Raw genomic sequence first — 26,539 nt, 5'->3', positions numbered from 1 at the left:
ACGCGCTCGTACGGCAAACTTCCCATGCTGCTGACTCGCTTGCGCGAGCGGCTCAAGCAGCTTCTCAACGAAAAACGGCCCGGGCGCACTTGCGCTCGGGCCGTCAAATCCAGACCTTTCCGTTATACCGTTCGATACCTCAAAAAAGACCTTAACTGAACGGCATTAGCCCCTCGGGGCTGTTTTTTTTTCGTCGAGCGTTCAGCGATTGCGCCGATGCCGCGCGGCCATGCGCGCGAGCGCCTCCTGCAACGGCGAAGGCTCGAGCGATTCGCTCAACGCCTGCAGCGCGGCGGCGCCGGCCGGCGTCATGCGCGCCTGTTTTACGGGCGGCGGTTCTTTCAGCGGCTGCGGCCGCACGCGAATCTTCAGCGCCTGCACGGGCCAGCCGCGCTGCTGCAAATCCGCCAGCAGCCGCGGCTCCAGATGCCGCAGACGCGCCGCGAGCGCGTTGTGCGCGGCGAACAGGGCCAGCACGCCCTCCTTGATGAAGCCAGGCTCGACGCTCGTCGCCAGATAATCGGGCAGCAGCTCGCGCAGATCCTTCTCGAGCGCGGCGATCTGCTCGACGCCTGCGCGCAGCGCAGCGAACGCGTCCGTGCGGCCGAGTACCTCGGCAAGCGGTTGCGGACGGCGCCGATCGAACTGCTTCGGCGGCCTTGAAAAGGACGAAAAACGGCTCATGTTTGGGATTGACGACGTGAGCTCGCCCCATGCGCGCTCACGCCGCGATTGTACCGCGCGGGCAGCTTGCGAAGTCGGTCCGCGCCGCGCCGGAGGTTGCCGGGCGGGGCTGGCGGAGGCCGGCGCCGTCACGCCTGCGACACGAGCGCGGCCGGAGGCGCGTGCTAAAATGCCCGATTCGAATTCACTCTTGGACTAAGCCGCCGAGGACTTTCCGACCCAGGCGCGGTATGCGCATAGTGCATACCGCGAGCCAGCCGAAGCCGCGACGCAGACACCGATCCGATGACCACCGGTTTTCTACAGAAGATTTTTGGCAGCCGTAATCAGCGGCTAGTCAAGCAATATCAAAGGACCGTCGCGGCGATCAATGCGCTCGAGCCGCAGATCGAGCAATTGACGGATGACCAACTGCGCGCCAAAACGGGTGAATTCCGCCAGCGCGTCGCGAGCGGCGAATCGCTCGACAAGATCCTGCCGGAAGCGTTCGCGGTCTGCCGCGAGGCCAGCAAGCGGGTGCTGAAGATGCGCCACTTCGACGTGCAGCTGATCGGCGGTATGGCGCTGCACTACGGCAAGATCAGCGAAATGCGCACCGGCGAGGGCAAGACGCTCGTCGCGACGCTGCCGGTCTACCTGAACGCGCTGTCGGGCCGCGGCGTCCACGTGGTCACGGTCAACGACTACCTCGCGCAGCGCGACGCCGAATGGATGGCGCGTCTCTACAACTTCCTCGGTCTGTCGGTCGGTATCAACCTGTCGCAAATGGAGCACACGGCGAAGCAGCAAGCCTACGCCGCCGACATCACCTACGGCACCAACAACGAATTCGGCTTCGACTACCTGCGCGACAACATGGTCTACGAGACCGACGCGCGCGTGCAGCGTAGCCTGAACTTCGCGGTCGTCGACGAGGTGGACTCGATCCTGATCGACGAAGCGCGTACGCCGCTGATCATCTCCGGCCAGGCCGAAGATCACACCGAACTCTACGTGCGCATGAACGCGTTGCCGCCGCTGCTCGAGCGCCAGATCGGCGAAGAGAAGGCGGACGGCACCGGCGTCGAGAAGCCGGGCGACTACACACTGGACGAAAAAGGCCGTCAGGTCTTCCTGACCGAGTCGGGCCACGAAAAGGCCGAGCGCCTGCTCTCCGAGTGGGGCCTGATCGGCGACGGCGAAAGCCTGTACGCGCCGCAGAACATCACGCTGATGCACCACGTGTACGCGGCGTTGCGCGCGCACACGCTGTTCTTCAAGGATCAGCACTACGTCGTGCAGAACGGCGAAGTGATCATCGTCGACGAATTTACCGGCCGTCTGATGGCCGGCCGCCGTTGGTCTGACGGTCTGCACCAGGCGGTCGAGGCGAAGGAACACGTGAAGATCCAGAGCGAGAACCAGACGCTCGCATCGATCACGTTCCAGAACTACTTCCGCATGTACGCGAAGCTGGCCGGCATGACCGGCACGGCCGACACCGAAGCGTACGAATTCAACGAGATCTACGGTCTCGAAACGGTCGTGATCCCGACCAACCGTCCGCCGAAGCGGATCGACAAGCAGGATCAGATCTACAAGACCGCGAAGGAACGCTACGACGCGGTGATCCGCGACATTCGCGAGTGCTTCGAACGAGGTCAGCCGGTGCTGGTTGGCACGACGTCGATCGAGAACTCGGAGCTGCTGTCGCATCTGCTGAAGCAGGTCAGCTTGCCGCACGAAGTGCTGAACGCGAAGCAGCACGCGCGCGAAGCGGAGATCGTCGCCGAAGCGGGCCGTCCGCAGCGCATCACGATCGCGACCAACATGGCCGGCCGTGGTACGGACATCGTGCTCGGCGGCAACGCGGAGAAGCAGGCGTCGTTCATCGAGCAGGACGAAACGCTCGCCGCCGACGAAAAGCAGCGCCGCATCCAGAAGCTGCACGACGAATGGCAGACGCTGCACGATCAGGTGAAGGCCGCAGGCGGTCTGCACATCATCGGCACCGAGCGTCACGAGTCGCGCCGGATCGACAACCAGCTGCGCGGCCGTGCGGGCCGTCAGGGCGACCCGGGTTCGTCGCGCTTCTATCTGTCGCTGGAAGATCCGCTGCTGCGCATTTTCGCGGGCGACCGCGTGCGCGCGATCATGGACCGCCTGAAGATGCCGGAAGGCGAGGCGATCGAAGCGGGCATCGTGTCGCGCTCGATTGAATCGGCGCAACGCAAGGTCGAGGCGCGCAACTTCGATATTCGTAAGCAATTGCTCGAATACGACGACGTATCGAACGACCAGCGCAAGGTGATCTACCAGCAGCGCAACGAACTGCTCGAAGCGAACGACATCACCGAGACCATCAGCGCGATGCGTCACGGCGTGGTCGGCGACATCGTGCATCAGTTCGTGCCGGTGGGCAGCATCGAAGAGCAGTGGGACGTGCCCGAACTCGAGGAAGTGCTGCGCAACGAATGGCAGCTCGACCTCGCGATTCAGGAAATGATCAACGAGTCGAACTCGATCAGCGCGGAAGAGATTCTCGAAGCGGTCGAGGCCGCCGCGGACGAAGGGTACGAGGCGAAGGTCCAGTTGGTCGGCCGCGAATCGTTCAGCGCGTTCGAGCGCTCGATCATGCTGCAGACGCTCGACCGCGCGTGGCGCGAGCATCTGGCCGCGCTCGATCATCTGCGTCAGGGCATCCATCTGCGCGGCTATGCGCAGAAGAACCCGAAGCAGGAATACAAGCGCGAGGCGTTCGAACTGTTCGCCGCGATGCTCGACGCCGTGAAGCTCGAAGTCACGCGCATCGTGATGAACGTGCAGATCCAGTCGCCGGAGCAGCTCGAAGCGGCCGCGGAGCAGATGGAAGAGCAGGGCGGTCATCTGGAGAACGTCGAGTTCCGTCATGCCGAGTTCGCGGAAGCCGGCGCCGCCGCGCCGGTCGCGGCCGAAGCGGCCACCGCCGCGATGATCGGCGACGCGATGAGCCACGGCCACGGCGCAGCGCCGCAGGCGGCCGTGCACATGAATGCCGACAACGTGCCGAAGGTCGGCCGCAACGACCCGTGCCCGTGCGGCAGCGGCAAGAAGTACAAGCAGTGCCACGGCAAGATCGCCTGATGGCGATGCGGCGCGCTTCCGGGCGCGCCGTGTCGTTTTTAAGCGCCGTTTGGCCGTTTTGATTTCGCGGGTGACCCGGCAACACACCCGGGTCATCAGTTCCGTTTCCCCGATGCCGGCGTCCGCCGGCATTTTCTTCGACAGGTCGCGACCATGGCTGTCAACTTTCCCTCGATCGATCCCGCTCAACTCCACCCCGTCGCCGGCGTCACGCTAGGCTGGGCGGAAGCGAATATCCGCAAACCGAACCGCAAGGACGTGCTCGTCATTTCCGTCGACGAAGGCGCGACGGTAGGCGGCGTGTTCACGCAGAACCGCTTCTGCGCGGCGCCCGTCACGGTCTGCCGCGAGAACCTGCAGCGCGTGCGCGCGGGCGGCAAGCCGATTCGCGCGCTGGTGATCAACACCGGCAACGCGAACGCGGGCACCGGTGAGCCGGGCCTCGCGGCGACGCGCGAAACCTGCGCGGAACTCGCGCGTCTCGCCGACATCGTGCCCGAGCAGGTGCTGCCGTTCTCGACGGGCGTGATTCTCGAACCGCTGCCGGTCGATCGTCTGAAGGCGGGCTTGCCGGCCGCGCTCGCGAACCGCAAGGAAGCGAACTGGTACGACGCGGCGCAGTCGATCATGACGACCGACACGCTGCCGAAGGCGAGCTCGCGCCAGGTCACGATCGGCGGTCATACCGTCACGCTGACCGGCATTAGCAAGGGCGCCGGCATGATCAAGCCGAACATGGCGACCATGCTCGGCTTCCTCGCGTTCGACGCAGCCGTCGCGCAGCCGGTCCTCGACGAGCTTGTGAAGCACGTCGCGGATCGCTCGTTCAACTGCATCACGATCGATGGCGATACGTCGACCAACGATTCGTTCATCCTGATCGCGTCGGGCAAATCGAGCCTGCCCGCGATCACGTCCGCCGATTCGCCCGCTTATGGAGCGCTGCGCGACGCGGTGACCGAGGTCGCGCAGAACCTCGCGCAACTGATCGTGCGCGACGGCGAGGGCGCGACCAAATTCATGACCGTGCATGTCGAAGGCGGCTCGAGCGTCGGCGAATGCCGCCAGATCGCCTACGCGATCGGCCACTCGCCGCTCGTCAAGACGGCCTTCTATGCATCGGACCCGAACCTCGGCCGTATTCTTGCGGCCATCGGCTATGCCGGCGTTGACGATCTCGACGTCGGCAAGATCGATCTGTATCTGGACGACGTGCTGGTCGCGACTGCCGGCGGCCGCAACCCGGCCTACCGCGAAGAAGACGGCCAGCGCGTGATGAAAAAAAGCGAGATCGGCATTCGCGTCGTGCTCGGCCGCGGTAATGCGCAAGCCACGATCTGGACCTGCGATCTGTCGCACGACTACGTGAGCATCAACGCCGACTACCGCTCGTAATCAGCTTCAAAGCGCGGCCACGGGCCGCCTACTCACCATGGACAAACTCGAACAGTTTCTGAACCGGGCCGAAGCCGTGCTCGGCCGCCTGGAAGCGATGCTTCCGCCCGCCGCGCCGGAGATCGACTGGTCGGCCGCGGTCGCCTTCCGCTGGCGCAAGCGCCAGGGTCGCGGCTACTTGCAGCCGGTGCATGCCATTTCGCCGATCACGCTCGACGACCTGCAGAACATCGATCGCCAGAAGGGGTTGATCGAACAGAACACGCGCCAGTTCGTACGCGGTCAGCCGGCCAACAACGTGCTGCTGACGGGCGCGCGCGGTACCGGCAAGTCGTCGCTGATCAAGGCGTGCCTGAACGCGTATGCGAAAGACGGCTTGCGCCTGATCGAAGTGGACAAGGACGATCTGCACGACCTCGGCGACATCGTCGATCTGATCGCGAAGCGGCCGGAGCGCTTCGTCGTGTTCTGCGACGACCTGTCGTTCGAAGAAGGCGAGTCGGGCTACAAGGCGCTGAAGGTCGCGCTCGACGGCTCGGTGGCCGCGCAGTCCGACAACGTACTGATCTATGCGACGTCGAACCGCCGCCATCTGCTGCCCGAGTACATGAGCGACAACGAGACGTACAAGCACACTTCGGACGGCGAGATTCATCCGGGTGAACTGGTCGAAGAGAAGATTTCGCTGTCCGAGCGTTTCGGGCTGTGGGTCAGCTTCTATCCGTTCAAGCAGGACGACTACCTGACGATCATCGCGCACTGGCTGCGCCATTTCGGTTGCGACGACGCCGAGATCGAATCGGCGCGCGGCGATGCGCTCGTGTGGGCGCTCGAACGTGGCTCGCGCTCGGGACGGGTCGCATGGCAGTTCGCGCGCGACTGGTCCGGCCGTAAGACGCCGGCATGAGCGCCGCTAACAAAAGCACCGGCAATAGCGTCGGCGCCAACGGCGCTGGCCGTCCGGTCACCGAAGTCGCGGTCGGCGTGCTGGTGCAGCCGGATGGGCGGTATCTGCTCGCGCAGCGTCCGACGGGCAAGCCGTACGAGGGCTACTGGGAGTTTCCGGGCGGCAAGCTCGAAGCGGGCGAATCGGTCGAGGCCGCGCTCGCGCGCGAGCTGCACGAGGAGCTGGGAATCGAGGTCGAGGCGAGCCATCTGTGGCATACGCTCGAACACGATTATCCGCACGCCTATGTGCGCCTCTTCTTCTGCAAGGTGACGCACTGGTCGGGCGAGCCGCACGGGCGTGAAGGCCAGGCCTTCGTCTGGCAGAGCTTGCCTGCGGATGTCTCGCCGTTGCTGCCGGCCACGATCCCGGTGCTGGAGTGGCTCGCGGCTGAGAAGAAGTGTTGATTGAAGGCAACGACTGAAAAAGCCACGCGGTAGCGGGCGCTGTATCGGCAGCGCCGGTTCGCGTGGCTTTTTTACTGACTCGCTCAGTGCGGGTTGTAGTCGCCGCGCGGCGTTTCCTCTTCGGACGAAGATCCTTCCTGTTCGTTGCCGCCAATCCTGTATTTTTCGGCGGCCCATGCGCCCAGATCGATCTGTTTGCAGCGCTCGGAGCAGAACGGACGGAAGCGGCTCTCGGAGGTCCAGCGGACATCTTTACCGCAGGTAGGACATTTGACGACGGTAGGCATACGGTCGGACGGTCAATCGCAAACGGAACAAGTAACGAATATAGGGCTATTTCGCGCCGGTTCAAAGGCGCGTTCGGTCAAATCCGGTGTGCGCTGCTCAATGCGGCGGTGATTGACAGGCGATTACAGGCTGCAGAGCGTGAGTTGGAACGGCACGTCGACGTCGACCGCGCGCGGCCGCAGATCGCCGTCCTGCACCGTAAAGCGCACCCACAGCATGTACTTGTTGGCGCTCGCTTCGGGAATCACGCGCAATTCGGGAGCGACGCGAACCTGCATCAATTGATACGAGCGGCCCGACAGCATTTGCTGATAGCTGCCTTGCATCGCCATCACCTTCGACGCCTGGCCCGACTCACGCGCGAGCCGCAGCACGATGGTGGCCGCGTCGCGCAGCGGCAAAAGCGGTGTCACCCACTTGGCGATGTCCTGGCGACGCTGATCGGGATGCAACTGTTGCCACGCGTAATACGAGGGCAGGTCGAATTTGCAGGTACCACCGGGGATGATTGCGCGGCTGCGAATGCTCGCGAGCCACTCGTTGTCTGCAAGATGCTGGCCGGTCTTGCCTTGCATCTGCGTGAGCCCCGCAAGCGTCTGCTCGATTTCGCCGAGCACCGCTTCGAGCGCGTTCTGCTCGATGCCCGGATTGCCGCGAAATGGCGCGAGCGTTTGCCGCTGCCGCTCGAGCTCTTTCATCAGATCCGATTTCAGATCCGCGCGGCCCGCCACTTCGGAGATTTCGAACAGCGTTGTCAGTGCGACGTGATGTTCCCGCGCGTCTTCCTGAGTCAGAAAGAACGTGAAGCGCTCGAACAGATCTTCGAGCCGCAACAGCGTCCGGATTCGCTCATTGAAGGGGTACTCGTAAAGGATCAAGCGGGCTCGCCTCGGGCGTGGTCGGTGACAGGAATGCAAAACATTCTAATGCCGTGGGACTACCCAAGCAATCACGCACTTTTTCTGCGCGCTTTCGCAACTTTTTTGTGAGTTCCGGGTGTTATGAGCGCTTCGGCTCCCGCGTGCGCGCAAAGTTCAATGTGCCGGTGACGACGCGTCTGCGCGCGCTACAACTCGGCATCGCCCTTCGCCAGCGACAGATAGGCTTGATGGTGAGCGTCCACCTGCGCCTCGAGTTCTTCGAGCGGCGCATTGTCATTGACGATCACGTCGTCGGCGGCGGCGAGCCGCGCTTCGCGCGTGGCCTGGCGCGCAATGATTGCGAGCACCTGCTCACGGCTGAAGCCGTTGCGGCTCATCACACGCGCGATCTGCGTGTCGACGCTGCAATCGACGGTGAGCACGCGATTCACGCGGTTCTTCCAGGTCCCGGACTCGACCAGCAACGGCACCACGACGATCACATACGGTCCTTTCGCTTCGCGCTCTTCGCGCTCGGTTTCCGCGCGAATCAGCGGATGCGTGATGCCTTCGAGACGTTTGCGCGCGATCTCGTCGCTGAACACGAGCGTGCGCATGCGCGCGCGATCGAGGGAGCCGTCGGCGGCGACGAATTGCGCGCCGAATTCGGCGGCGATGTGCGGCATTGCGAGGCCATGCGGCGCGGTGATGCGATGCGCGATCACGTCCGTGTCGACGAGCGGCACGCCGCGCGCGGCGAACAGATCGGCCACCGTCGATTTGCCGCTGCCGATGCCGCCAGTGAGTCCCACAACGAACATGGTTCAGCCCCCCAGAGCCAGATAAAGCGGCGTGCCGGCAAACAGCGTCAACACACCGCCCGCCGCGAGAAACGGCCCGAACGGCAGCGGCTCCTCGAAGCGCATTCGGCCGCGCCACGTCGCCGCGAGGCCGATCACGGCACCGGCCACCGCGGCGACCAGCACGATCTGCGGCAGCGCGGGCCAGCCGAGCCACGCGCCGAGCGCGGCGAGCAGCTTGAAGTCGCCATAGCCCATGCCTTCGATACCACGCACGAGCTTGAACGCCCAATGCACGGCCCACAACGCCAGATATCCGAAGATAGCGCCGAGCACCGCATCATGCAGATTCGTGAACATGCCGTTGAAATTGACGATCAGGCCGGCCCACAACAGCGGCAGCGTCAAGGAGTCGGGCAGCAAATGCGTGTCGACGTCGATCGCGCTCATCGCGAGCAACGTCGCGCACAGGCCGAACGCGGCGAGTGCCATCAGCGTCGGGCCGAACGCTATCAGTGCGCCTGCCGCGAAAGCGGCGCTCGCGATTTCGAGCAGCGGATAGCGTGCGCTGATATGCGTGCCGCACGCGGAACAACGGCCGCGTAACAGCAGGTAGCTCAGCACCGGCAAGTTTTCCCACGCGCTTAGCACATGGCCGCAATGCGGGCACGCGCTGCGCGGCACCCACAGGTTGTAGCGCGCGGGCAGTCCGTGGTCGGGCGGCGGCACGTCGGTGGTCTCGCTGATTTCGGCGCGCCATGCACGCTCGAGCATGATCGGCAATCGATGCACGACCACGTTCAGGAAGCTGCCAATCACGAGGCCAAGCACGATCGCGAATGCGATCTGCACGCCGGCGGGCAGGCTCGCGAGCGCGAGGCCGATATCGCTGGCAAAGCGGCCCGGCAGTAAGCCCGCGAGCAGGCTGGAGGAAGTTTGTGACACGAGCGGAAGAGGAGCCTGCATGGTGACGAAGTGGATTCGGCTGCGATGCTACACCACGTTGCCGAGTTGAATAATGGGAAGATACATCGCGATGACGAGGCCGCCGACCAGTGTGCCGAGCACGACGATCACGAGCGGTTCACACAGGCTCGATAGCGTGCCGATCCTGTCGTCGACCTGGCGATCCGCAAGCGACGCGACATCGAGCAACATGCTGTCGAGCGCGCCGGATTCCTCCGCGACCGCAACGGGCTGCACGACTTCGGGAGGAAAGCAGCGGGCCGCGAGCATAGCCGCGGCGAGCCGTTCGCCGCGCCGCAATCTGATGGCGATGCTTGCCGTCGCGCGATCGAAGAAGGCATTGCCGGTCGCCTGAGTGAGCGAATCGAATGCGTCGGCGAGCGGCGTGCCGGCGGACAGCAAGGTGCCAAGCGCGCGACTCCAGCGCGCCGCGCACAGCGTGCGCAGCAGCGGGCCGGCCACCGGCAGGTCGAGCGACAGGCGCGCGAAGCGGATGCGCGCGCTTACCGAACGACGCAGCACGAGCGTGATGGCCGAGCTCATTGCGAGCATCAGTATGAACAGCGGCACACTCCAGCGCGCGGCGGCCGCCGAGAGCGCCAGCACGAACTGCGTCGGCGCGGGCAGCTTCGCGCCGAAGCCATCGAAGATCTGCTTGAACGTCGGCACGACCCACACCAGCAATGCGGCAGTTATCGCGAGCGCGAGCAGCAGGATCGCGGCTGGATAGGTGAGAGCCGCGCGCACCTTGGCGCGCTGCGCAGCGGCGCGTTCGCGATCGTCGGCGAGGCGGGCGAGCACGGTGACGAGCGCGCCCGCCGCTTCGCCCACCTCGACGAGCTGGCAATACAGCGCATTGAACTGCGCCGGGTGCCGCTGCAAGGCCGCCGAAAACCGCAGGCCGGCGGTGATGTCGCGCGCGATAGTGCCGACGATGCGCGGCATGCCTTGCCGCTGACCCGACGTCGACGCCTGCGCGAGTAGTTCGAGCGCGGGCGCGAGCGGCAAACCGGCACGCAGCAGACTGGACAGTTGTCGCGTGAACAGCGTGACAGCGGCCGCGCTGGTCTTCGGGCGTGGCGCCGGCCCTTGCGTTGCGAGTTCGACGATAAAGAGGTTGTCGCGTTTGAGCATCGTGCGTGCGGCGCTCGCGTCGGGCGCGATCAGCGTGCCGCTTTGGCGCGTGCCGTCCGCGTCGACGCCGCGCCATCTGAAGCGTAGGTCGGCTGAGACGGACCGGGTTGGTGACAGCGCGGCGGTACTCATGCGACCTCCGTGGCGGCGAGCGCTTCGGCGAGACTCGTGGTGCCGTCGCGCACGCGCGCAAGCGCCGCGTCGCGTAACGTCGCGACCTGTTCCATCTGCGCGAGGCGGGCCAGCTCGTGCGCGCCCGCGCTTGCGACGATCTGCTCACGCATCGCGTCGGAGACGGGCATCACCTGATGAATGCCGACGCGCCCCCGATAGCCGATGCCATGACAAACCGCGCAGCCGGTCGCCGCATACGGTTGCCAGCCGTCGAGCTCATGTTCGGCAAAGCCCGCGGCGAGGAGTGCCGCCGGCGAATGCGGCGCGGGCGCGCGGCATGCGACGCACAGTCGCCGCACCAGCCGCTGCGCGGTCACCATGCGCAGCGCGGCGGCAAGGTTGTACGCCTCGACACCGATGTCGATGAGCCGCGCGATGGCCGCGGGCGCGTCGTTCGTATGCAGCGTGGACAGCACGAGGTGACCGGTTTGGGCGGCCTTCACGGCAACGTCGGCGGTTTCGTTGTCGCGGATTTCGCCGACCATGATCACGTCCGGGTCCTGACGCAGAAAAGCCCGCAGCGCGACCGCGAAAGTCAGTCCGGATTTTTCGCGCACGCTGACCTGGTTGATGCCGGCCAGCTGGATCTCGGCTGGGTCTTCCACCGAGCAGAGGTTGCGTGCTTCGCCATTGAGCAGGTTCAGGAAGCAGTACAGCGATAGTGTCTTGCCGCTGCCCGTCGGTCCGGTGACGAGCATCAGACCGTGCGGCGCGCGGATCGCGGCGTCGACGGATTCGCGCTGCCGCGGATCGAGGCCGAGCGAATCGAGCGAAAGATCGGTGGGCAACGCGTCGAGCCGTCGTAGCACGAGCTTTTCGCCGAACAGTGTCGGCAGCGAATTGACGCGGTAATCCTCGAGCCGCCCTGGCGACGTCGCTAGGCGTAGCCGGCCGTCCTGCGGCACGCGTCGCTCGGCGATGTCCATGCGCGCGAGCACTTTCACACGCGTGACGAACGCGTCGCGCAGATGGGCGGGCGGCCGCGGGATTTCATGCAGCACGCCGTCGATACGCAGGCGCACACGCCAGCCATGCTCGGCCGGCTCGATGTGGATATCCGACGCATTGCGCCGCGTCGCTTCGTGCAACGTGTCGGTCAACAGACGCACGGCTGGGGCGTTGTCGGGATCGTTCAGACTCGTTGCGCTGGATTCGCCGTCGATAGCGAGTGGGCGCGGCAATGCCGCGGCGGTGGCAAAGGGTGTTTGCATGAGAGACCGGTGATGAACCGCCTTTAGAACATGACGGCTTCATCTTCCGGTTGCGGGCGTCCGAATGCCATTCGGCCATTCGGCTAATGGCGCGTTTCGCGAGCCTGTGCGATGCTGACCGTAAATCAGCGTGCGGCGGCGCGAAGTTCAGCCTGACCTTGCTTTACCGGCCTTCGTGCGCGACGGCGGTTTGAAAAGCTTGACGGTGCGGATCGCCTGATCGTCGCTGCGCATCACTTCGAGCTTGGTGTCTCCGATGCGCACGCAGACGTCGCCGTCGGGGATGTCTTCGAGGATTTCGAGAATCAGGCCGTTCAGCGTTTTGGGGCCATCGGTGGGCAGCCCGAGTTGCAGCCAGCGGTTCAGCTCGCGCAACGGCATGCTTCCCGCGACGATGCATTCGCCCGCCTCGTTCCAGCCGCCGCGTGAGCTGGCGCTGCGCGGAATCGACGTGGTGAATTCGCCGATCAGTTCCTCGATGATGTCTTCCGGTGTGACGAGGCCTTGCAGTTCGCCGTATTCGTTGACGACGAGCGCGATGCGTTGCCGGCTCTCCTGAAAGTATTGCAACTGCTGGAACACCGGCGTGCCGCTTGGCACGAAGTACGGCTCGGCGAGCAGCTCGCGCAAGGTATCGCGCTCGAGCTCCTGGTTGTGCAGCGCTGAGAGCGTCTTGCGCACGTGCAGCACACCGAGCACGCGGTCGATGTCGCCCTGGTAGACGATCAGCTTGTTGTGATAGCAGGTCTCCAGTTGATGCAGGATCTGTTCGAACGGGGCATTGAAGTCGAGGGCCTCGATACGGCGACGCGGGATCATCACGTCATCGACGGAGATGTTTTCGAGGTCGAACAGGTTCAGCAGGATGCTGCGGTGCTTGGTGGGCATGAAGCTTCCCGACTCGAGCACGATGGTGCGCAGTTCTTCGGTGGACAGCCGCTGGTCGCGCGAGCCCTTCGTATTGATGTGCAGCACGCGCAGGATGCCGGTCGCGAACAGGTTGACAAACCAGATCAGTGGTCTCGCGACGCGCATCAACGGCGCGATCAGCAGGCTCGCGGGCAGCGCGATTTTCTCGGGAAACGTCGCGCCGACGATCTTCGGTGTGATCTCCGCGAACACGATAATGAGGAACGCGACGATACCGGTCGCGATCGACAGCACGAGGCTATTGCGGCCGAACGTATGCAGCGCGAGCGATGTCGTCAGTACCGGAATGATCGTGTTGAACAGGTTGTTGCCGATGAGGATCACGCTGAGCAGCTGATCGGTTTTTGCGAGCAGGCCCTGAGTCGTCTTTGCGCCGAGCGTGTTCTTGCTGGCGAGATGTTTGAGGCGATGACGATTGAGCGCCATCATCGCTGTCTCGGAAATGGAAAAGAAGGCGGAGCAGACAAGCAGCAGAAGGACGGCGCCGATCTGCGCCCATAAGGGAAGTTGTTCCACGCGTCGTGAAAAATAAGGGAAAGGATGGAGAGAATATAGCAGAGGGGGCCGCGCGCTCCGGTGTGGACGACGGCTGACGTCGCCAGGACGACAACGTGGCAACGTACGCGCTGTGCCTGACGAGCCGGAGGAAAGAAAGCGGCGAAGGGCAGCACGAGAGCAACGAAAAAAGCGCCGCGCAAAACAAAAAACCGCCCAGCAACGCTGCGGCGGTTTTGAACCCTGAGCTAACAAGGAGAATCTGGTCGGGGTGAGAGGATTCGAACCTCCGGCCTCTACGTCCCGAACGTAGCGCTCTACCAGGCTAAGCTACACCCCGATTGGGTACTGCTGACTCGATTCAGACTAATTCGGTGTTCCAGTCTCGTTCAAGACTGTCTTGCCGTCGAGTAAGAGCATAATTCTAGCAGGCTCTCCTTGAAAATGGAATGGGGAAATGACGAAATTGCTGCCGCGGCTGCCTGCGCCTCCTGTTTCGCGCACTCGAGCGTGTGATCCAGCGCGCCCGAGCGCGTGATCGCGTCGAAAATGGTATCGAAACGGTCGGTGCCACCTTGCTCGATGGCTTCGCGCGCGAGCGCCGACTGCTCGGGCGTGCCGCGTTCGATCAGATAGATGAGCGGAAGCGTCGGTTTGCCTTCGCGCAGATCGTCGCCGGCGTTCTTGCCCATCGACTCGGCCGTGCCCGTGTAGTCGAGCCAGTCGTCCATGATCTGGAACGCGGTGCCGATGCGACGACCGTACTCGGCGGCGGCGGCTTCGGTTTTCGCGTCCGCGCCGGCCAGCACCGCGCCGAGCTGGGCGGCCGCCTCGAACAACTTTGCGGTCTTGTAGCGGATCACCTGCATGTAACGGGCTTCGTCGACGTCGGCATCGTGCATGTTCAACAGCTGCAGCACTTCGCCTTCAGAGATGATGTTGGTCGCCTCCGACAGAATTTCCATCACGCGCATCTTGCCCACGCCGACCATCATCTGGAACGACCGTGAGTAAAGAAAGTCACCGACCAGCACGCTCGCCGCGTTGCCGAACAGCGCATTGGCGGTCTGGCGGCCGCGCCTCAGGTCGGACTCGTCGACCACGTCGTCATGCAGCAGCGTGGCCGTGTGGATGAATTCGACGACCGCTGCCAGCTCGTGCCGGTGCCCCGTCGTATCGCCCAGCGCGCCCGCCACCAGCAACAGCAGCGCGGGCCGCAGCCGCTTGCCGCCGGCGCTGATGATGTACTCGGAAATCTGATTGATCAGCATCACGTCCGACGCAAGACGTTGCCGGATGACGCGATTGACCTGCTGCATGTCTTCGGCGATCGGAGCAAGCAGGCTGGCGACGTTGGGGGAGGTGGTGGCAGTCGACGACATGATGGCTGAATTGGGTAGTGCCGCGAATTATAAGGCGATCGGGGCGCTTCTGGGTCGTCGGCTGCGGCGTGGATGCGGTCCGCATGGCGCGCGGGGCGCCTGCCAAGGCCGTCTGCGGGGCGCCGCGCGTTACAGGTTTGCCATCTGCGAGCGCCTGCGAGGGAGGGCGAAGCCGGACGGTAGACGGTTTGGTAAGCAGGTTTTGACCGAGCAGCTAACTCTATGTATAATTGAGAGTTTCCGCGCGCGGTGCGTGGGAAAAATGAATACAGAGTGAGGTTCTCAATGTACGCGGTCATAAAAACCGGTGGCAAGCAGTACAAGGTTGCCGTCGGCGAAAAACTTAAAGTAGAACAGATACCGGCAGACATTGACGCTGAAATCACGCTCGACCAGGTTCTCGCAGTGGGCGAAGGCGAATCGATTAAGTTCGGTACGCCGCTGGTCAGTGGGGCTTCCGTCAAGGCTACCGTCGTGTCGCAAGGTCGTCACGCCAAAGTGACGATCTTCAAGATGCGTCGCCGGAAGCACTACCAGAAGCATGGCGGCCACCGCCAGAACTATACCGAACTGCGCATCGACGCGATCAACGCGTAAGCGCACCGGTTAAGGAGCAAATCAAATGGCACACAAAAAGGCAGGCGGATCGTCCCGGAACGGCCGCGACTCCGAATCGAAGCGCCTCGGCGTTAAGGTTTACGGCGGCCAGGCTATCAACGCTGGTGGCATCATCGTGCGTCAGCGCGGTACGCGCATGCACGCTGGCGAGAACGTCGGCATGGGCAAGGATCACACCCTGTTCGCTCTGAAGGACGGCCACGTCCAGTTCTCGACGAAGGGCGCGGCGAAGAAGCACACCGTTTCTGTCGTCCCGGCAGCCTGAGTTTAATTAGGCACGGGCTTCAGGACCGGAAAAAGGCCCCGCGAAGTTCGCGGGGCCTTTTTTTATTGCGGCGCCTCTTTAGCTTGGCGCCGAAGCCGCGCAGCCGACCGCTCCTCATCGGCGGACTATGCCGTTCGGTCGATTGATCAACGCGCGGCGCGCGCGGCAAAATAGCAGCATCCAATCAGTATCAACCCCTGCATCGAATCGGGCAGTACACCACGGGACGGAGTAACACATGAAGTTCATTGACGAAGCGAGGATTGAAGTCATCGCCGGCGACGGAGGGGATGGCAGCGCGTCGATGCGCCGCGAGAAGTTCGTCCCGTTCGGCGGCCCCGATGGCGGTGACGGCGGCCGGGGCGGCAGCGTGATCGCGGTGGCTGACCGCAACATCAACACGCTGATCGATTACCGCTACGCGAAAAAACATCTGGCGCGCAACGGCGAAAACGGCCGCGGCTCGGATTGCTACGGCAAGGGCGGTGATGACATCACGCTGCGCATGCCGGTCGGCACCACCATCACGGACATGGAAACCGGCGAGCTGATCGCCGATCTGACCGAGCACAACCAGAGCGTGCAAATCGCGCAAGGGGGAGCCGGCGGCCTCGGCAACCTCCATTTCAAGTCCAGCACGAACCGCGCGCCGCGTCAGAAGACCGACGGCAAGCCGGGCGAGCGCCGCATGGTCCGCCTCGAACTGAAAGTGCTGGCCGACGTCGGTCTGCTCGGCATGCCGAATGCGGGCAAGTCGACGTTTATCTCGTCGGTGTCGAACGCGAAGCCGAAAATCGCCGATTACCCGTTCACCACGCTCGCGCCGAACCTCGGCGTCGTGCGCGTCGGGCCGAGCCGCAGCTTCGTGATTGCCGACATTCCGGGGCTGATCGAAGGCGCGGCGGAAGGCGCCGGCCTAGGCCATCAATTCCTGCGTCACCTGCAGCGCACCGGGCTGCTGCTGCACATCGTCGACATCGCACCGTTCGATGAATCGATCGATCCAGTCGCGGAAGCGAAGGCGATCGTCAACGAACTGCGCAAGTACGACGAAGAGCTTTATCAGAAGCCGCGCTGGCTTGTGCTGAACAAGCTGGACATGGTGCCTGAGGACGATCGCGAAGCGCGCGTGGCGGCGTTCCTCGAAGGCTTCGGCTGGGACGGTCCGGTGTTCGAGATCTCGGCGCTGACTGGCCAGGGCTGTGAAAATCTTTGCTACGCCGTGTTCGACTACCTCGCCGAGCACTCCGACGCGCAACGCGCGGCCGAAGCCGAAGACCTGGCCTCCGACGTGCGTTTCCGCGACGGGACGCAAGTACCGGCCGCGACCCGCGAAGCCGGCACCGATCCGCAGGAATAACAACTCGAGCGCCGGCGCCAGCGGCGGGTGCCGGTATGCATCACGCGTCATCTTGGGAGACAGCGCACAATGCGTTCCGTCATCGCAGATTCACGGCGATTGGTCGTCAAAGTCGGTTCGAGTCTCGTCACGAACGACGGGCGCGGCCTCGATCATGCGGCGATCGGCCGCTGGGCCGCGCAAATTGCCGCACTGCGCGCGCAAGGCAAGGAAGTCGTGCTGGTCAGCTCGGGCGCGATCGCCGAGGGCATGCAGCGGCTCGGCTGGACGAAGCGGCCGCGTGAAATCGATGAGCTGCAGGCGGCCGCGGCGGTCGGTCAGATGGGTCTCGCGCAAGTGTACGAAAGCCGCTTCGCCGAACATTCCATCCAGACTGCGCAGATCCTGCTTACTCACGCTGACCTTGCTGATCGCGAGCGCTATCTGAACGCTCGCTCCACGCTGCTCACGCTGCTGGGGCTCGGAGTTGTACCGATCATCAACGAGAACGACACGGTCGTCACCGACGAAATCAAGTTCGGCGACAACGACACGCTCGGCGCGCTGGTTGCCAATCTGATCGAGGGCGACGCGCTGATCATTCTGACGGACCAGCAAGGCCTCTTCACCGCAGATCCGCGCAAGGACCCGACCGCGACACTCGTCCAGCATGCCGACGCCGGCGCGCCCGAGCTCGAGGCGATGGCGGGCGGTGCGGGCTCGAGCCTCGGCCGCGGCGGCATGCTGACCAAGATTCTCGCTGCGAAGCGTGCGGCCCATAGCGGCGCCAATACGGTGATCGCGAGTGGGCGCGAGTCGGACGTGCTGGTGAGACTGGCGGCCGGCGAGGCGATCGGCACCCAACTGATCGCGCGCACCGCGCGCATGGCGGCGCGCAAGCAATGGATGGCCGATCACCTGCAGGTGCGCGGCCACGTCGTGATCGATGACGGCGCGGTCGAAAAACTGACCGCCGGCGGCAAGAGCTTGCTGCCGATCGGCATCGTCGGTGTACAGGGTGCATTCGCGCGCGGCGAGGTGATCGCGTGTCTGAGCGCGTCAGGCCGCGAGGTCGCACGTGGTTTGACGAACTACAGCAGCGCGGAAACCAAACTGATCCAGCGGCGTCCGAGCGGCGAAATTGAGTCAGTGCTCGGCTATATGCTCGAGCCCGAACTGATTCATCGCGACAATCTCGTGGTGCTTTGATCTGCGCGGCGGCGCGCATATCGCGCGTATGAAGAGCCAACAATTAAGCCGTTCCAGCGCAGGCTGGAACGGCTTTTTAATCGTCACGGGTAAGCAACGGCGCCTGAGTCGGGCGCGCGCCGCGCAACCGGCCTCAATGAATCTGCGACGTCTGCGTGCGCTTGTAACGAATGTTCTCGACGATGTGCTGCGCGCTGCCGGTCGGAATCTTGTTTGCGCACATATAGTCCTGATACAACGCGGCCTGGTACGCATTCAGCGCGCCGTTTTCTATCCGCGAAAACGGGTTTGCGACCGTCGTGTCCCAGCCGTCGTGATCGGCGTTCAGGCCCGCATACTGACGCCATTCATACGTGTCGCAACGGATGCCCTCGTAATTGACGTTGCGCGCACCGCCCGGGCTCGTGACGACCACCGTGTAACGCACCACGCCGTCGTTGCCGACGCTGACGGACTTCGGGTCGATCGCAAATTGCAGCGGCGTATTGCCGGAGACTTCGAACGGCAGCAGGTTCGCGTCGGAGGGCAGCGGCGGCAACGTGTCGACCTTGTTTTCAACCCAGTTGCTCTTGCGATCCAGCAGATAGGTGAACTCGCTGTCGTCTTTGTTGGTCGGTTTGCCGGCGCTCGAACAGCCTGCCAGCAGGGCGCCGGTGGCGACGCACGCCACGGCGAATGCAAGTGCTTTCAATCTGATTCCCTCGAGAGACAGACGCGGCTCGAAAGCCGCGCCAGAGAGAGGCGGCGCGAGCCGCCGCCTGGAATGGTTAATCGCGCACGCATCGTCGTACTAACGGGGCGACGGCCTCGTCGGCTTCGGCCGTTTCGCGCTCATCCTCCGATCTCATGTTGGCATCCGGTGAGCCGGGACCGCAATCCGGCGCGACCAGCACGTGCGTCGACGTTTCGACGCTGACCGAAGTTACGGTCGTGACGGTGGTGACCACCGTGCTTACCGTGGAATCCGGCGGGCTTTGCATCGACGACGCTATCCGGGGATAACGCGACCCATGATGCCCCCCAGGTTTTTCCGCACGCGGCGCAGGCCGGCGCATGAAACGGGACAGCTCCGTTAGCGCCAACTGATACACATCCCGCTTGAACTCGATCACACAGTCGAGCGGCACCCAATACTCGTTCCAACGCCACGCATCGAACTCAGGGTGGTCGGTGGCGCGCAAACAGATGTCGCAGTCGCGTCCTACCATCCGGAGCAAAAACCAGATTTGTTTCTGGCCGCGGTAATGACCGCGTACTTCGCGCTTGATGAACTTGTCAGGCACCTCATAACGCAACCAGTCGCGCGTGCGACCGATCACCTTGACGTGCTCAGGAAGCAGCCCGGTCTCTTCGTGTAACTCCCGATACATCGCTTGCACGGGGGTCTCACCATATTTGATGCCCCCTTGCGGAAACTGCCAGGAATGTTCACGGAGTCGTTTGCCCCAAAACACCTCGTTGTGCGCGTTCAAGAGGATGATGCCGACGTTCGGGCGAAAGCCTTCACGATCCAGCATACAACCACCTTCGAATCCTTTAAAATTGCTTTGATTATAAACAGATAACGGACCCTACGCACCGAATCGCATAAGAATGGAGCGATTCGCCGCAATAGGCCCGGGTTTGCGGTAGCCTGTCGGTTTTCCGTGCCTATCCCTTGTGAGAGAGGCTTTGCGCGGCGGTTTCGGCGCCGCACGGGGGCAGGGCGCCGCCAGTCGGGCGAACCCTGCCGGCTTCGCCGCGGATCTGTGTCGATTTCCCTCATTTTCCCCTTTTCTGGCGGTCCTACCGGAAGCCGCCGCTTTTGGACACCTTGAATGAAAGCTTCCCGTTTCTTTATCGGCACTCTCAAAGAAGCGCCCGCCGACGCCGAAATCATCAGCCACAAGCTCATGGTGCGCGCGGGCATGATCCGTCGCGTCGCGGGCGGTATCTATAACTACCTGCCGGTCGGCCTGCGTTCGATCCGCAAGGTGGAAGCGATCGTGCGTGAGGAAATGAACCGGGCGGGCGCCATCGAGCTGTTGATGCCGGCCGTGCAGCCGGCCGAACTGTGGCAGGAATCGGGGCGCTGGGAGAAGTACGGTCCAGAGCTGCTGCGCTTCAAGGACCGCAAGCAGGCCGATTTCGTGATGGGCCCGACGCACGAGGAAGTCGTCACCGACATCGCGCGCAATCAGATCAAGAGCTATCGCCAACTGCCGGTCAACTTCTATCAGATCCAGACGAAGTTCCGCGACGAGATCCGTCCGCGTTTCGGCGTGATGCGCGGCCGCGAGTTCATCATGAAAGACGCGTACTCGTTCGACAAGGACGCGCAGGGTCTGCGCGAGTCGTATCGCAAGATGTACGACGCGTACGTGCGCATCTTCACGCGCCTCGGTCTGGACTTCCGCGCGGTGGCGGCCGACAACGGCTCGATCGGCGGCAGCGGCTCGCATGAGTTCCATGTGATCGCCGACACCGGCGAAGACGACATCGCGTATTGCCCGACCTCCGATTTCGCCGCGAACGTCGAGGCGGCCGAAGCGCTACCGCTGATCGCAGAGCGCGCGGCGCCGGCAGAAGAGATGAAGAAGACCGCGACGCCCGGCAAAGCGAAGTGCGAGGCGGTTGCCGAACTGCTGAACATTCCGCTCGAACGCACGATCAAGTCGGTGGTGCTCGCCACCGAGAACGAAGGCGCCGAGCCGACGATCTGGCTGCTGATGCTGCGTGGCGATCATGATCTGAACGAGATCAAGGCGGCCAAGCTCCCGGGCCTCGGTAATTTCCGCATGGCGACCGAAGCCGAGATCGTCGAGACGTTCGGCACACCGCCGGGCTATCTCGGTCCGATCAACACGAAGAAGCCGATCAAGGTGATCGCGGACCGCACGGTCGCGAACATGAGCGACTTCGTGGTCGGCTCGAACGACGTCGACTATCACACCACCGGCGTGAACTGGGGCCGCGACCTGCCGGAGCCGGTCGTCGCCGACATCCGCAATGTGAAGAAGGGCGATCCGTCGCCGGACGGCAGGGGCGTGCTCGACATCTGCCGCGGCATCGAAGTGGGCCACGTGTTCCAGCTCGGCACCAAGTATTCCGAAGCGATGAACGCGGCCTGTCTCGACGAAACCGGAAAGCCTCGGCCGATGGAAATGGGCTGCTACGGCATCGGCGTCACGCGGATTCTCGGCGCCGCGATCGAACAGAATTTCGACGACAAGGGCATCATCTGGCCGGAGTCGATTGCGCCGTTCGAAGTCGTGCTGTGCCCGATGGGCTATGACCGCAGCGACGCGGTGCGTGAGCAGGCCGACAAGCTGTACGCGGAACTCGTCGCGGCCGGTATCGACGTGATCCTCGACGATCGCGGCGAGCGGCCGGGCGTGATGTTCGCCGACTGGGAACTGATCGGCGTGCCGCATCGACTGGTGATCGGCGACCGTGGTCTGAAGGACGGCAAGATCGAGTATCAGGGCCGTCGCGAGGCCGAAGCGACGCTGCTGCCGGTCGCGGATGCCGCGCACACCGTGATCGGCAAAGTGCGCGCGGCGCTGGTGAACTAAGCGGAGCGGGCGGTGGAGTACACCTTCCTGTCCGCGACGGTGCTGCTAATCCTGATCACCGATCCGCTCGGCAACATCCCGATCTTCGTCAGCTGTCTGCGCGGTGTGTCGCCGGAGCGTCGCACGGTCGTGATCCTGCGCGAGGTCGCGATCGCGTTTGCGATCCTGCTGGTGTTCATGATGCTCGGGCAGAGCTTTCTGCGCATGATGAGCCTCAGCGACCAGTCGTTGCGGATCGGCGGCGGCATCGTGCTGTTTCTGATTGCGCTGCGGATGGTGTTCCCGCATCCGGACGGTCCGTTCGGCGGCGACGCGCGCGGCGGCGAGCCGCTGATCGTGCCGCTCGCGATTCCTGCGCTAGCGGGTCCGTCGGCGTTGGCGACGGTCATGCTGCTGACCTCGCAGGCGCCGGGCAAAACGTTCGAGTGGGTCGGCGCGCTGACCGTCACGATGATCATCTGTGCGATCGTGCTGATGCTCGCCGAGCGCATTCAGGCGTGGCTCGGTGAACGTGTGATGGCGGCGTTCGAGCGGCTGATGGGGCTCGTGCTCGTCGCGATTTCAGTCGAGATGATGCTCGGTGGAATCCGCTCTTTCGTGCACAAGCTGTGAAACGCGAGCCGGTGCGCGCATTGCCACCGTCGCAGCCATAAAAAAGCAGCCAGGCAGGCTGCTTTTTTTCGCCGGTAGGGCGGGCGGATGCCCCGCTCACGCTCCCTCGGTCAACGCCCGAATGGTCGGCAGGTTGCGCCAGTAGCCCTTCGCATCCATCCCGCAGCCGAACACGTACCGGTCCGGCACTTCGAAGCCGCAGTAATCGGGGCGCAGCGGTTTCGCCTTCGGAATGATCTTCTCGCACAGCACCGCGGACAGGAAGCGCTTCGCGCCCATCGCGAGGATGCGGTCACGGATTGCGGCCATCGTCTCGCCTTCGTCGAGGATGTCGTCGAGCACGAGCACCACGCGATCCTTGACCGACTCCGCCGGCGCGACGCGCCATTGCATCTCGTTGCTGCCCTTCGTCGTATTGCGGTAGCGCGTCAGGTGGATGTAGTCGAACTCGAGCGGGAAATCGAGGTGCGGCAGCAGCATGCCGGTGAATACCGCGGCGCCGCCCATCACCGACAGCACGAGCGGGAAGTCCTCGCTCATCTCGTCGCGGATGGCGGCCGCCATGCGGGCGATCGACGCAGTGACGTCCGAGGCCGAAACTATCTCTTCGGAGTGTTGAAAAATATGGAGGGCTTCTTCGCGGTTCATGACGTCTGACGGACGGTAACTGTATACATAGTGTGAGTGGCAACGTCCCGAGGGACGTTCCCGCGAGGGACGGCGCAATGCGCTACAGAATAAACCCGCACAATGCCGAAGTCAGCCGCGCCGCACTCGGCGCGAGCGCGCGCCGGTCCCATCAAGCTTAGCGCATGCCGGGCATCATGCCCTTCATGCCGCGCATCATCTTCTGCAGGTTGCCGCCCTTGAGCTTCTTCATCATTGTGCGCATCTGTTCGTACTGGTTCAGCATGCGGTTGACTTCCTGCACCTGCACGCCCGCACCCGCGGCGATGCGGCGCTTGCGGGTCGCCTTGATCAGTTCGGGCTTGGCGCGCTCGGCCGGCGTCATCGAGTTGATGATGCCTTCCATGCGGCGCATCTGCTTCTCGGCCTGACTCATGTCGGCGCCGGCCGCGGCTTGCTGAAACTGCGCGGGCAGCTTGTCCATCAGCGACGACAGGCCGCCCATGCCCTTCATTTGCGTGAGCTGGGCGCGGAAATCGTTGAGGTCGAAGTCGCCGCCTTTCTTGACCTTGTCGGCGAGCTTCTGCGCGGCCTGCACGTCGACGCCGCGCTGCGCTTCCTCCACCAGCGCGAGAATGTCACCCATGCCGAGAATCCGGCTCGCCATGCGGTCCGGGTGGAACACTTCGAGGCCGTCGAGTTTTTCGGCGACGCCCACGAACTTGACCGGCTTGCCCGTCACGTGACGCACCGAGAGCGCCGCGCCACCGCGCGAATCACCGTCGAGCTTGGTGAGCACGACGCCGGTGAGCGGCAGCGCGTCGCTGAACGCCTTCGCGGTGTTGACCGCGTCCTGGCCGAGCATCGCGTCGACGACGAACAGCGTTTCCGCCGGCTTCAGCTCGGCGTGCAGCGCGGTGATTTCGTTCATCATCACCTCGTCGATACCGAGACGGCCGGCCGTGTCGACGAGCAGCACGTCGTGATAATGGCGCTTGGCCCAGTCGAGCGCGGCGCGGGCAATGTCGACCGGCTTCTGGTTCAGCTCCGACGGGAAGAAGTCCGCGCCGACCTGCTCGGTCACCGTTTTCAGCTGCGCGATGGCGGCGGGACGATAGACGTCGCACGAAACGGTCAGCACCTTCTTCTTGTACTTCTCGCGCAGCAGCTTGGCGAGCTTGCCGACCGTGGTCGTTTTGCCGGCGCCCTGCAGACCCGCCATCAGGATGATCGCGGGCGGCGCGACGGCGAGATTGAGCTCGGAGGCCTTGCCTTCGTAATCGCCGCCGATCACCGCGGTCAGTTCGCGCTGCACGACGCCGACGAGCGCCTGACCCGGCGACAGGCTGGAGATCACTTCTTCGCCGAGCGCCTTCTCCTTGACCTTCGCGATGAACTCTCGCACGACGGGCAGCGCCACGTCGGCCTCGAGCAGTGCGAGACGCACCTCGCGCAGCATTTCCTGGGTGTTCGCCTCGGTGAGCCGGGCTTCGCCGCGCAGCGTCTTGACGACGCGCGCCATCCGTTGAGTCAGATTGTCGAGCATGGGGAGCGATGAACGGTGGGGCCCGCGCAGCGCGCGAAGCGCAAGACGTCGCGGAGTAGGGCCCTAGTGTAAACTTCGAATATGGATATTGTACTGTATGCCCTCACCGCGCTTCTCTATGGCGGTCTTGCCGTGGCCGGCTGGCGCTCGCACCGGCACGCGGCCGTGCGGCCGCTGCTCGAGAGCGTGCCGCCGCTGCCCGGTCATGCCGCCAACGCGGGCGCTCTGGTGGCCTCCGGCATGAGCGCGCCCGGGCGCGCGCTGCTGTTCGTCGCGCTGCTCGCTCACGGCGTGCTGCTCCATACCACGATCTTCCCGCAGAACGCGATGGTGTTCGGCTTCGCGTTCGCGCTGTCGGCGATGTTCTGGCTCGGCGCCGGCATCTACTGGATCGAGAGTTTCTTTTTCCCGCTCGACGGACTGCGCCTGCTGGTGTTGCCACTCGCGTGCGTCGCGTCGCTGCTGCCGCTCGCGTTCGGCGGCGTGCGCGTGCTGCCGTATGCGGCCGCGCCGATGTTCAAGCTGCACTTCCTGATTGCGAATATCGCGTACGGTCTGTTCGCGATCGCGGCGCTGCACGCGGTGCTGATGCTGGCGGTCGAGCGGCGTCTGCATTCGATGCGCGGTGGTCTCGCGCAAAGGCACGCGGCGGCGGACAATGGCTGGTGGTCGAGTTGGCTCGACGCGCTGCCGCCGCTGCTCACGCTCGAGAAGCTGCTGTTCCGTCTGATCGGCGCCGGCTTCGTGCTGCTCACGCTGACGCTGCTGTCGGGCATCCTGTTCAGCGAGCAGCTGGTCGACCGCGCGTTGCGGCTCGATCACAAGACCGTGTTCGCGATTCTTTCGTGGGTGATGTTCGGCGCGCTGCTGACCGCGCGCAAGGTGTCCGGCTGGCGCGGCCGTGCGGCATTGCGCTGGGTGCTGGCCTCGTTCGTCGCGCTGTTGCTCGCGTACGTCGGCAGCCGTTTTGTTTTCGAGGTGCTGTTGCACCGGCCCGTGGTGTGAGTGTCCCCATGCGACAAATCTTTTTGCTGATTCTGCTGTTCATCGTCGGTCAATGGCTCGTGAAGGCGCTGCGCCGCCACGACGCGCAATCCGCGCAACGCACCGGTGCCGGCGGCGCCAACGCTGCCGGCACCGGGAATGGCGGCGCGCGTTCTTCGAATGGGCAACAGCCGCAGCTTGCCGAGCCGATGATCCGCTGCGTCGAGTGCGGCGTGCACGCACCGAAGAGCGACTCGGTCAGCGTCGCGGGGCAGGCGTTCTGCTGCGCCGCGCACGCGCAGCGCCACGGCGCGCGTCCGAGCGGCCGCGACGCCCGATGAGCGGCGCGTACACCGTCGATGCCGACGGTTGGGTTCCTGCCGCACGCAAGCTTGCCTCGCCAAACTTCGAAGCGCGGCCGCAAGGCGCGCTGCCGACGCTGATCGTCGTTCACAACATCAGCCTGCCGCCGAACCAGTTCGGCGGCACCGCGATTGCCGAGCTGTTCCAGAACGCGCTCGACTGCAACACTCACCCGTACTACGACACGCATCTGCGCGGCGTGCGCGTGTCCGCGCATTTCGTGATTCATCGCGATGGCGCACTCGAGCAGTTCGTGTCGTGCAACGAGCGCGCGTGGCACGCGGGGCCGTCGAATTTTTTCGGCCGCGAGCGCTGCAATGATTTCTCGATCGGCATCGAGCTCGAAGGCAGCGACACCACCGCCTTCGAAGCGGCGCAATACCGCACGCTCGCCGCGCTCGTCAGAGCACTGAAGGCACGCTATCCGATCGACGCGCTTGCCGGCCACTCCGACATCGCACCCGGTCGCAAGACCGATCCCGGTCCGTATTTCGAGTGGCCGCGACTGCAGCGCGACACGTTGCTCGACGGCCGGTATTTCCCCTATCTCAAGTTTCCCGAAACGCGGTAACCCCTTCGCACGATCTTGCGTGATCCACGGAGAACGAGGCGCAGCCTGCTTCTCCGGGGAGCTTCTGCGCGCCGCGT

At 64.1% G+C, this 26,539-nt stretch carries 27 protein-coding genes, 1 tRNA gene and 1 pseudogene; 15 read left to right on the top strand and 14 right to left on the bottom strand.

Annotation, left to right across the window (positions count from 1 at the left end; all coding sequences use genetic code 11):
* A pseudogene (locus tag F6X40_RS42270) lies at positions 1–159 on the top strand (DDE transposase); the annotation flags it as partial.
* A 42-nt stretch (positions 160–201) separates the two neighbouring features.
* On the opposite strand, the gene F6X40_RS13955 reads toward F6X40_RS42270, so the two are convergent.
* On the bottom strand, positions 202–684 hold the full coding sequence (locus F6X40_RS13955) for a DciA family protein (RefSeq protein WP_090801953.1): 483 nt from the start codon (positions 682–684) through the stop codon (positions 202–204).
* Between the two features lie 285 nt (positions 685–969).
* On the opposite strand from F6X40_RS13955, the gene secA reads away from it, so the two are divergent.
* From secA to F6X40_RS13935, 4 genes are all read left to right on the top strand, one after another.
* Positions 970–3,786 carry a preprotein translocase subunit SecA gene (gene secA / locus F6X40_RS13950; RefSeq protein WP_184066900.1) on the top strand — a complete coding sequence of 939 codons (2,817 nt, stop codon included), beginning with the start codon at positions 970–972 and terminating at the stop codon, positions 3,784–3,786.
* Between the two features lie 153 nt (positions 3,787–3,939).
* Positions 3,940–5,181 carry a bifunctional glutamate N-acetyltransferase/amino-acid acetyltransferase ArgJ gene (gene argJ / locus F6X40_RS13945; protein ID WP_187628245.1) on the top strand — a complete coding sequence of 414 codons (1,242 nt, stop codon included), beginning with the start codon at positions 3,940–3,942 and terminating at the stop codon, positions 5,179–5,181.
* Positions 5,182–5,218: 37 nt separating this feature from the next.
* On the top strand, positions 5,219–6,088 hold the full coding sequence (locus F6X40_RS13940; protein ID WP_184058562.1) for an ATP-binding protein: 870 nt from the start codon (positions 5,219–5,221) through the stop codon (positions 6,086–6,088).
* Positions 6,085–6,534, top strand: coding sequence for an NUDIX domain-containing protein (locus F6X40_RS13935; RefSeq protein WP_187628244.1), 450 nt, complete (start codon positions 6,085–6,087; stop codon positions 6,532–6,534). The genes F6X40_RS13940 and F6X40_RS13935 overlap by 4 nt, the downstream gene beginning before the upstream one ends.
* Positions 6,535–6,617: 83 nt before the next feature.
* Here F6X40_RS13935 and yacG read toward each other — a convergent pair whose 3' ends face one another.
* The 7 genes from yacG to F6X40_RS13900 all read right to left on the bottom strand — a co-directional run bounded on the left by yacG (position 6,618) and on the right by F6X40_RS13900 (position 13,413).
* Positions 6,618–6,821, bottom strand: a complete 204-nt coding sequence (gene yacG / locus F6X40_RS13930; RefSeq protein WP_090801947.1) for a DNA gyrase inhibitor YacG — start codon at positions 6,819–6,821, stop codon at positions 6,618–6,620.
* 123 nt (positions 6,822–6,944) lie between these two features.
* The gene (gene zapD / locus F6X40_RS13925; RefSeq protein ID WP_008921182.1) at positions 6,945–7,700 is read right to left on the bottom strand and encodes a cell division protein ZapD; all 756 of its coding nucleotides are present in this window, start codon (positions 7,698–7,700) and stop codon (positions 6,945–6,947) included.
* Between the two features lie 188 nt (positions 7,701–7,888).
* Positions 7,889–8,503: a dephospho-CoA kinase gene (gene coaE, locus F6X40_RS13920; RefSeq protein WP_187628243.1), complete on the bottom strand. Its 615-nt coding sequence runs from the start codon at positions 8,501–8,503 to the stop codon at positions 7,889–7,891.
* A 3-nt stretch (positions 8,504–8,506) separates the two neighbouring features.
* Complete coding sequence (locus F6X40_RS13915; protein ID WP_184058556.1) at positions 8,507–9,448, bottom strand: prepilin peptidase; 942 nt, start codon at positions 9,446–9,448, stop codon at positions 8,507–8,509.
* 27 nt (positions 9,449–9,475) lie between these two features.
* Complete coding sequence (locus F6X40_RS13910; protein ID WP_187628242.1) at positions 9,476–10,714, bottom strand: type II secretion system F family protein; 1,239 nt, start codon at positions 10,712–10,714, stop codon at positions 9,476–9,478.
* On the bottom strand, positions 10,711–11,967 hold the full coding sequence (locus F6X40_RS13905; protein WP_187628241.1) for a GspE/PulE family protein: 1,257 nt from the start codon (positions 11,965–11,967) through the stop codon (positions 10,711–10,713). The genes F6X40_RS13910 and F6X40_RS13905 overlap by 4 nt, the downstream gene beginning before the upstream one ends.
* Before the next feature lie 147 nt (positions 11,968–12,114).
* Positions 12,115–13,413 carry an HlyC/CorC family transporter gene (locus F6X40_RS13900; RefSeq protein WP_187628240.1) on the bottom strand — a complete coding sequence of 433 codons (1,299 nt, stop codon included), beginning with the start codon at positions 13,411–13,413 and terminating at the stop codon, positions 12,115–12,117.
* Between the two features lie 112 nt (positions 13,414–13,525).
* On the opposite strand from F6X40_RS13900, the gene F6X40_RS43505 reads away from it, so the two are divergent.
* Positions 13,526–13,639: a hypothetical protein gene (locus F6X40_RS43505; RefSeq protein ID WP_409340021.1), complete on the top strand. Its 114-nt coding sequence runs from the start codon at positions 13,526–13,528 to the stop codon at positions 13,637–13,639.
* 16 nt (positions 13,640–13,655) lie between these two features.
* On the opposite strand, the gene F6X40_RS13895 is transcribed toward F6X40_RS43505, so the two are convergent.
* Positions 13,656–13,732: transfer RNA gene (locus F6X40_RS13895), tRNA-Pro, on the bottom strand.
* Positions 13,733–13,781: 49 nt separating this feature from the next.
* Positions 13,782–14,774 (bottom strand): polyprenyl synthetase family protein, encoded by a 993-nt coding sequence (locus tag F6X40_RS13890; RefSeq protein WP_026229109.1) that lies wholly within the window; start codon positions 14,772–14,774, stop codon positions 13,782–13,784.
* 285 nt (positions 14,775–15,059) lie between these two features.
* On the opposite strand from F6X40_RS13890, the gene rplU reads away from it, so the two are divergent.
* From rplU to proB, 4 genes are all read left to right on the top strand, one after another.
* Positions 15,060–15,371 (top strand): 50S ribosomal protein L21, encoded by a 312-nt coding sequence (gene rplU / locus F6X40_RS13885; RefSeq protein ID WP_007180329.1) that lies wholly within the window; start codon positions 15,060–15,062, stop codon positions 15,369–15,371.
* Positions 15,372–15,396: 25 nt separating this feature from the next.
* The gene (gene rpmA / locus F6X40_RS13880; RefSeq protein ID WP_008923994.1) at positions 15,397–15,657 is read left to right on the top strand and encodes a 50S ribosomal protein L27; all 261 of its coding nucleotides are present in this window, start codon (positions 15,397–15,399) and stop codon (positions 15,655–15,657) included.
* Between the two features lie 238 nt (positions 15,658–15,895).
* On the top strand, positions 15,896–17,017 hold the full coding sequence (gene cgtA, locus F6X40_RS13875; protein WP_184051016.1) for an Obg family GTPase CgtA: 1,122 nt from the start codon (positions 15,896–15,898) through the stop codon (positions 17,015–17,017).
* 69 nt (positions 17,018–17,086) lie between these two features.
* The gene (proB, locus tag F6X40_RS13870) at positions 17,087–18,205 is read left to right on the top strand and encodes a glutamate 5-kinase (protein WP_184066875.1); all 1,119 of its coding nucleotides are present in this window, start codon (positions 17,087–17,089) and stop codon (positions 18,203–18,205) included.
* 133 nt (positions 18,206–18,338) lie between these two features.
* Here the strand turns inward: proB and F6X40_RS13865 are convergent, their stop codons facing one another.
* Together F6X40_RS13865 and F6X40_RS13860 are read right to left on the bottom strand one after the other, a co-directional pair.
* Entirely contained in the window at positions 18,339–18,896 is a 558-nt protein-coding gene (locus tag F6X40_RS13865; protein ID WP_184022883.1) for a CNP1-like family protein, read from the bottom strand.
* 76 nt (positions 18,897–18,972) lie between these two features.
* On the bottom strand, positions 18,973–19,722 hold the full coding sequence (locus tag F6X40_RS13860; protein WP_187628239.1) for an RNA pyrophosphohydrolase: 750 nt from the start codon (positions 19,720–19,722) through the stop codon (positions 18,973–18,975).
* Positions 19,723–20,022: 300 nt separating this feature from the next.
* Here F6X40_RS13860 and F6X40_RS13855 point away from each other — a divergent pair, with 300 nt between their 5' ends.
* On the top strand, positions 20,023–21,759 hold the full coding sequence (locus F6X40_RS13855) for a proline--tRNA ligase (RefSeq protein ID WP_187628238.1): 1,737 nt from the start codon (positions 20,023–20,025) through the stop codon (positions 21,757–21,759).
* A 12-nt stretch (positions 21,760–21,771) separates the two neighbouring features.
* The gene (locus F6X40_RS13850; RefSeq protein ID WP_018421862.1) at positions 21,772–22,371 is read left to right on the top strand and encodes a MarC family protein; all 600 of its coding nucleotides are present in this window, start codon (positions 21,772–21,774) and stop codon (positions 22,369–22,371) included.
* Positions 22,372–22,467: 96 nt separating this feature from the next.
* On the opposite strand, the gene F6X40_RS13845 is transcribed toward F6X40_RS13850, so the two are convergent.
* Both F6X40_RS13845 and ffh read right to left on the bottom strand, forming a co-directional pair.
* On the bottom strand, positions 22,468–23,019 hold the full coding sequence (locus F6X40_RS13845) for a hypoxanthine-guanine phosphoribosyltransferase (protein ID WP_008923084.1): 552 nt from the start codon (positions 23,017–23,019) through the stop codon (positions 22,468–22,470).
* A gap of 157 nt (positions 23,020–23,176) precedes the next feature.
* Complete coding sequence (gene ffh / locus F6X40_RS13840) at positions 23,177–24,544, bottom strand: signal recognition particle protein (RefSeq protein ID WP_090801921.1); 1,368 nt, start codon at positions 24,542–24,544, stop codon at positions 23,177–23,179.
* An 81-nt stretch (positions 24,545–24,625) separates the two neighbouring features.
* On the opposite strand from ffh, the gene F6X40_RS13835 reads away from it, so the two are divergent.
* The 3 genes from F6X40_RS13835 to ampD are packed head-to-tail and all read left to right on the top strand — an operon-like array spanning position 24,626 to position 26,462.
* Positions 24,626–25,549, top strand: a complete 924-nt coding sequence (locus tag F6X40_RS13835) for an inner membrane protein YpjD (protein ID WP_184066863.1) — start codon at positions 24,626–24,628, stop codon at positions 25,547–25,549.
* 8 nt (positions 25,550–25,557) lie between these two features.
* On the top strand, positions 25,558–25,869 hold the full coding sequence (locus F6X40_RS13830; RefSeq protein WP_187628237.1) for a PP0621 family protein: 312 nt from the start codon (positions 25,558–25,560) through the stop codon (positions 25,867–25,869).
* The gene (gene ampD / locus F6X40_RS13825) at positions 25,866–26,462 is read left to right on the top strand and encodes a 1,6-anhydro-N-acetylmuramyl-L-alanine amidase AmpD (protein WP_187628236.1); all 597 of its coding nucleotides are present in this window, start codon (positions 25,866–25,868) and stop codon (positions 26,460–26,462) included. Before F6X40_RS13830 ends, ampD begins: the two co-directional genes overlap by 4 nt.
* Positions 26,463–26,539 lie beyond the last annotated feature (77 nt).

Origin of the sequence: Paraburkholderia sp. UCT31 (assembly GCF_014397655.1) — a bacterium.
GTDB lineage: Bacteria > Pseudomonadota > Gammaproteobacteria > Burkholderiales > Burkholderiaceae > Paraburkholderia > Paraburkholderia tuberum.
Note: the sequence above shows the minus strand (reverse complement) of the source record. Positions and strands in the feature narration are given on the sequence as shown.

Bases quoted from the DNA above. Each gene is read 5' to 3' on its own strand.
- F6X40_RS13940 (WP_184058562.1), top strand. From the start codon at position 5,219: ATGGACAAACTCGAACAGTTTCTGAACCGGGCCGAAGCCGTGCTCGGC.
- F6X40_RS13830 (WP_187628237.1), top strand. From the start codon at position 25,558: ATGCGACAAATCTTTTTGCTGATTCTGCTGTTCATCGTCGGTCAATGG.
- F6X40_RS13845 (WP_008923084.1), bottom strand. From the start codon at position 23,019: ATGAACCGCGAAGAAGCCCTCCATATTTTTCAACACTCCGAAGAGATA.
- rplU (WP_007180329.1), top strand. From the start codon at position 15,060: ATGTACGCGGTCATAAAAACCGGTGGCAAGCAGTACAAGGTTGCCGTC.
- ffh (WP_090801921.1), bottom strand. From the start codon at position 24,544: ATGCTCGACAATCTGACTCAACGGATGGCGCGCGTCGTCAAGACGCTG.
- proB (WP_184066875.1), top strand. From the start codon at position 17,087: ATGCGTTCCGTCATCGCAGATTCACGGCGATTGGTCGTCAAAGTCGGT.
- rpmA (WP_008923994.1), top strand. From the start codon at position 15,397: ATGGCACACAAAAAGGCAGGCGGATCGTCCCGGAACGGCCGCGACTCC.
- F6X40_RS13890 (WP_026229109.1), bottom strand. From the start codon at position 14,774: ATGTCGTCGACTGCCACCACCTCCCCCAACGTCGCCAGCCTGCTTGCT.
- F6X40_RS13855 (WP_187628238.1), top strand. From the start codon at position 20,023: ATGAAAGCTTCCCGTTTCTTTATCGGCACTCTCAAAGAAGCGCCCGCC.
- secA (WP_184066900.1), top strand. From the start codon at position 970: ATGACCACCGGTTTTCTACAGAAGATTTTTGGCAGCCGTAATCAGCGG.
- cgtA (WP_184051016.1), top strand. From the start codon at position 15,896: ATGAAGTTCATTGACGAAGCGAGGATTGAAGTCATCGCCGGCGACGGA.
- ampD (WP_187628236.1), top strand. From the start codon at position 25,866: ATGAGCGGCGCGTACACCGTCGATGCCGACGGTTGGGTTCCTGCCGCA.
- F6X40_RS13935 (WP_187628244.1), top strand. From the start codon at position 6,085: ATGAGCGCCGCTAACAAAAGCACCGGCAATAGCGTCGGCGCCAACGGC.
- coaE (WP_187628243.1), bottom strand. From the start codon at position 8,503: ATGTTCGTTGTGGGACTCACTGGCGGCATCGGCAGCGGCAAATCGACG.
- argJ (WP_187628245.1), top strand. From the start codon at position 3,940: ATGGCTGTCAACTTTCCCTCGATCGATCCCGCTCAACTCCACCCCGTC.
- yacG (WP_090801947.1), bottom strand. From the start codon at position 6,821: ATGCCTACCGTCGTCAAATGTCCTACCTGCGGTAAAGATGTCCGCTGG.
- F6X40_RS13910 (WP_187628242.1), bottom strand. From the start codon at position 10,714: ATGAGTACCGCCGCGCTGTCACCAACCCGGTCCGTCTCAGCCGACCTA.
- F6X40_RS13860 (WP_187628239.1), bottom strand. From the start codon at position 19,722: ATGCTGGATCGTGAAGGCTTTCGCCCGAACGTCGGCATCATCCTCTTG.
- F6X40_RS13915 (WP_184058556.1), bottom strand. From the start codon at position 9,448: ATGCAGGCTCCTCTTCCGCTCGTGTCACAAACTTCCTCCAGCCTGCTC.
- F6X40_RS13835 (WP_184066863.1), top strand. From the start codon at position 24,626: ATGGATATTGTACTGTATGCCCTCACCGCGCTTCTCTATGGCGGTCTT.
- F6X40_RS13955 (WP_090801953.1), bottom strand. From the start codon at position 684: ATGAGCCGTTTTTCGTCCTTTTCAAGGCCGCCGAAGCAGTTCGATCGG.
- F6X40_RS13905 (WP_187628241.1), bottom strand. From the start codon at position 11,967: ATGCAAACACCCTTTGCCACCGCCGCGGCATTGCCGCGCCCACTCGCT.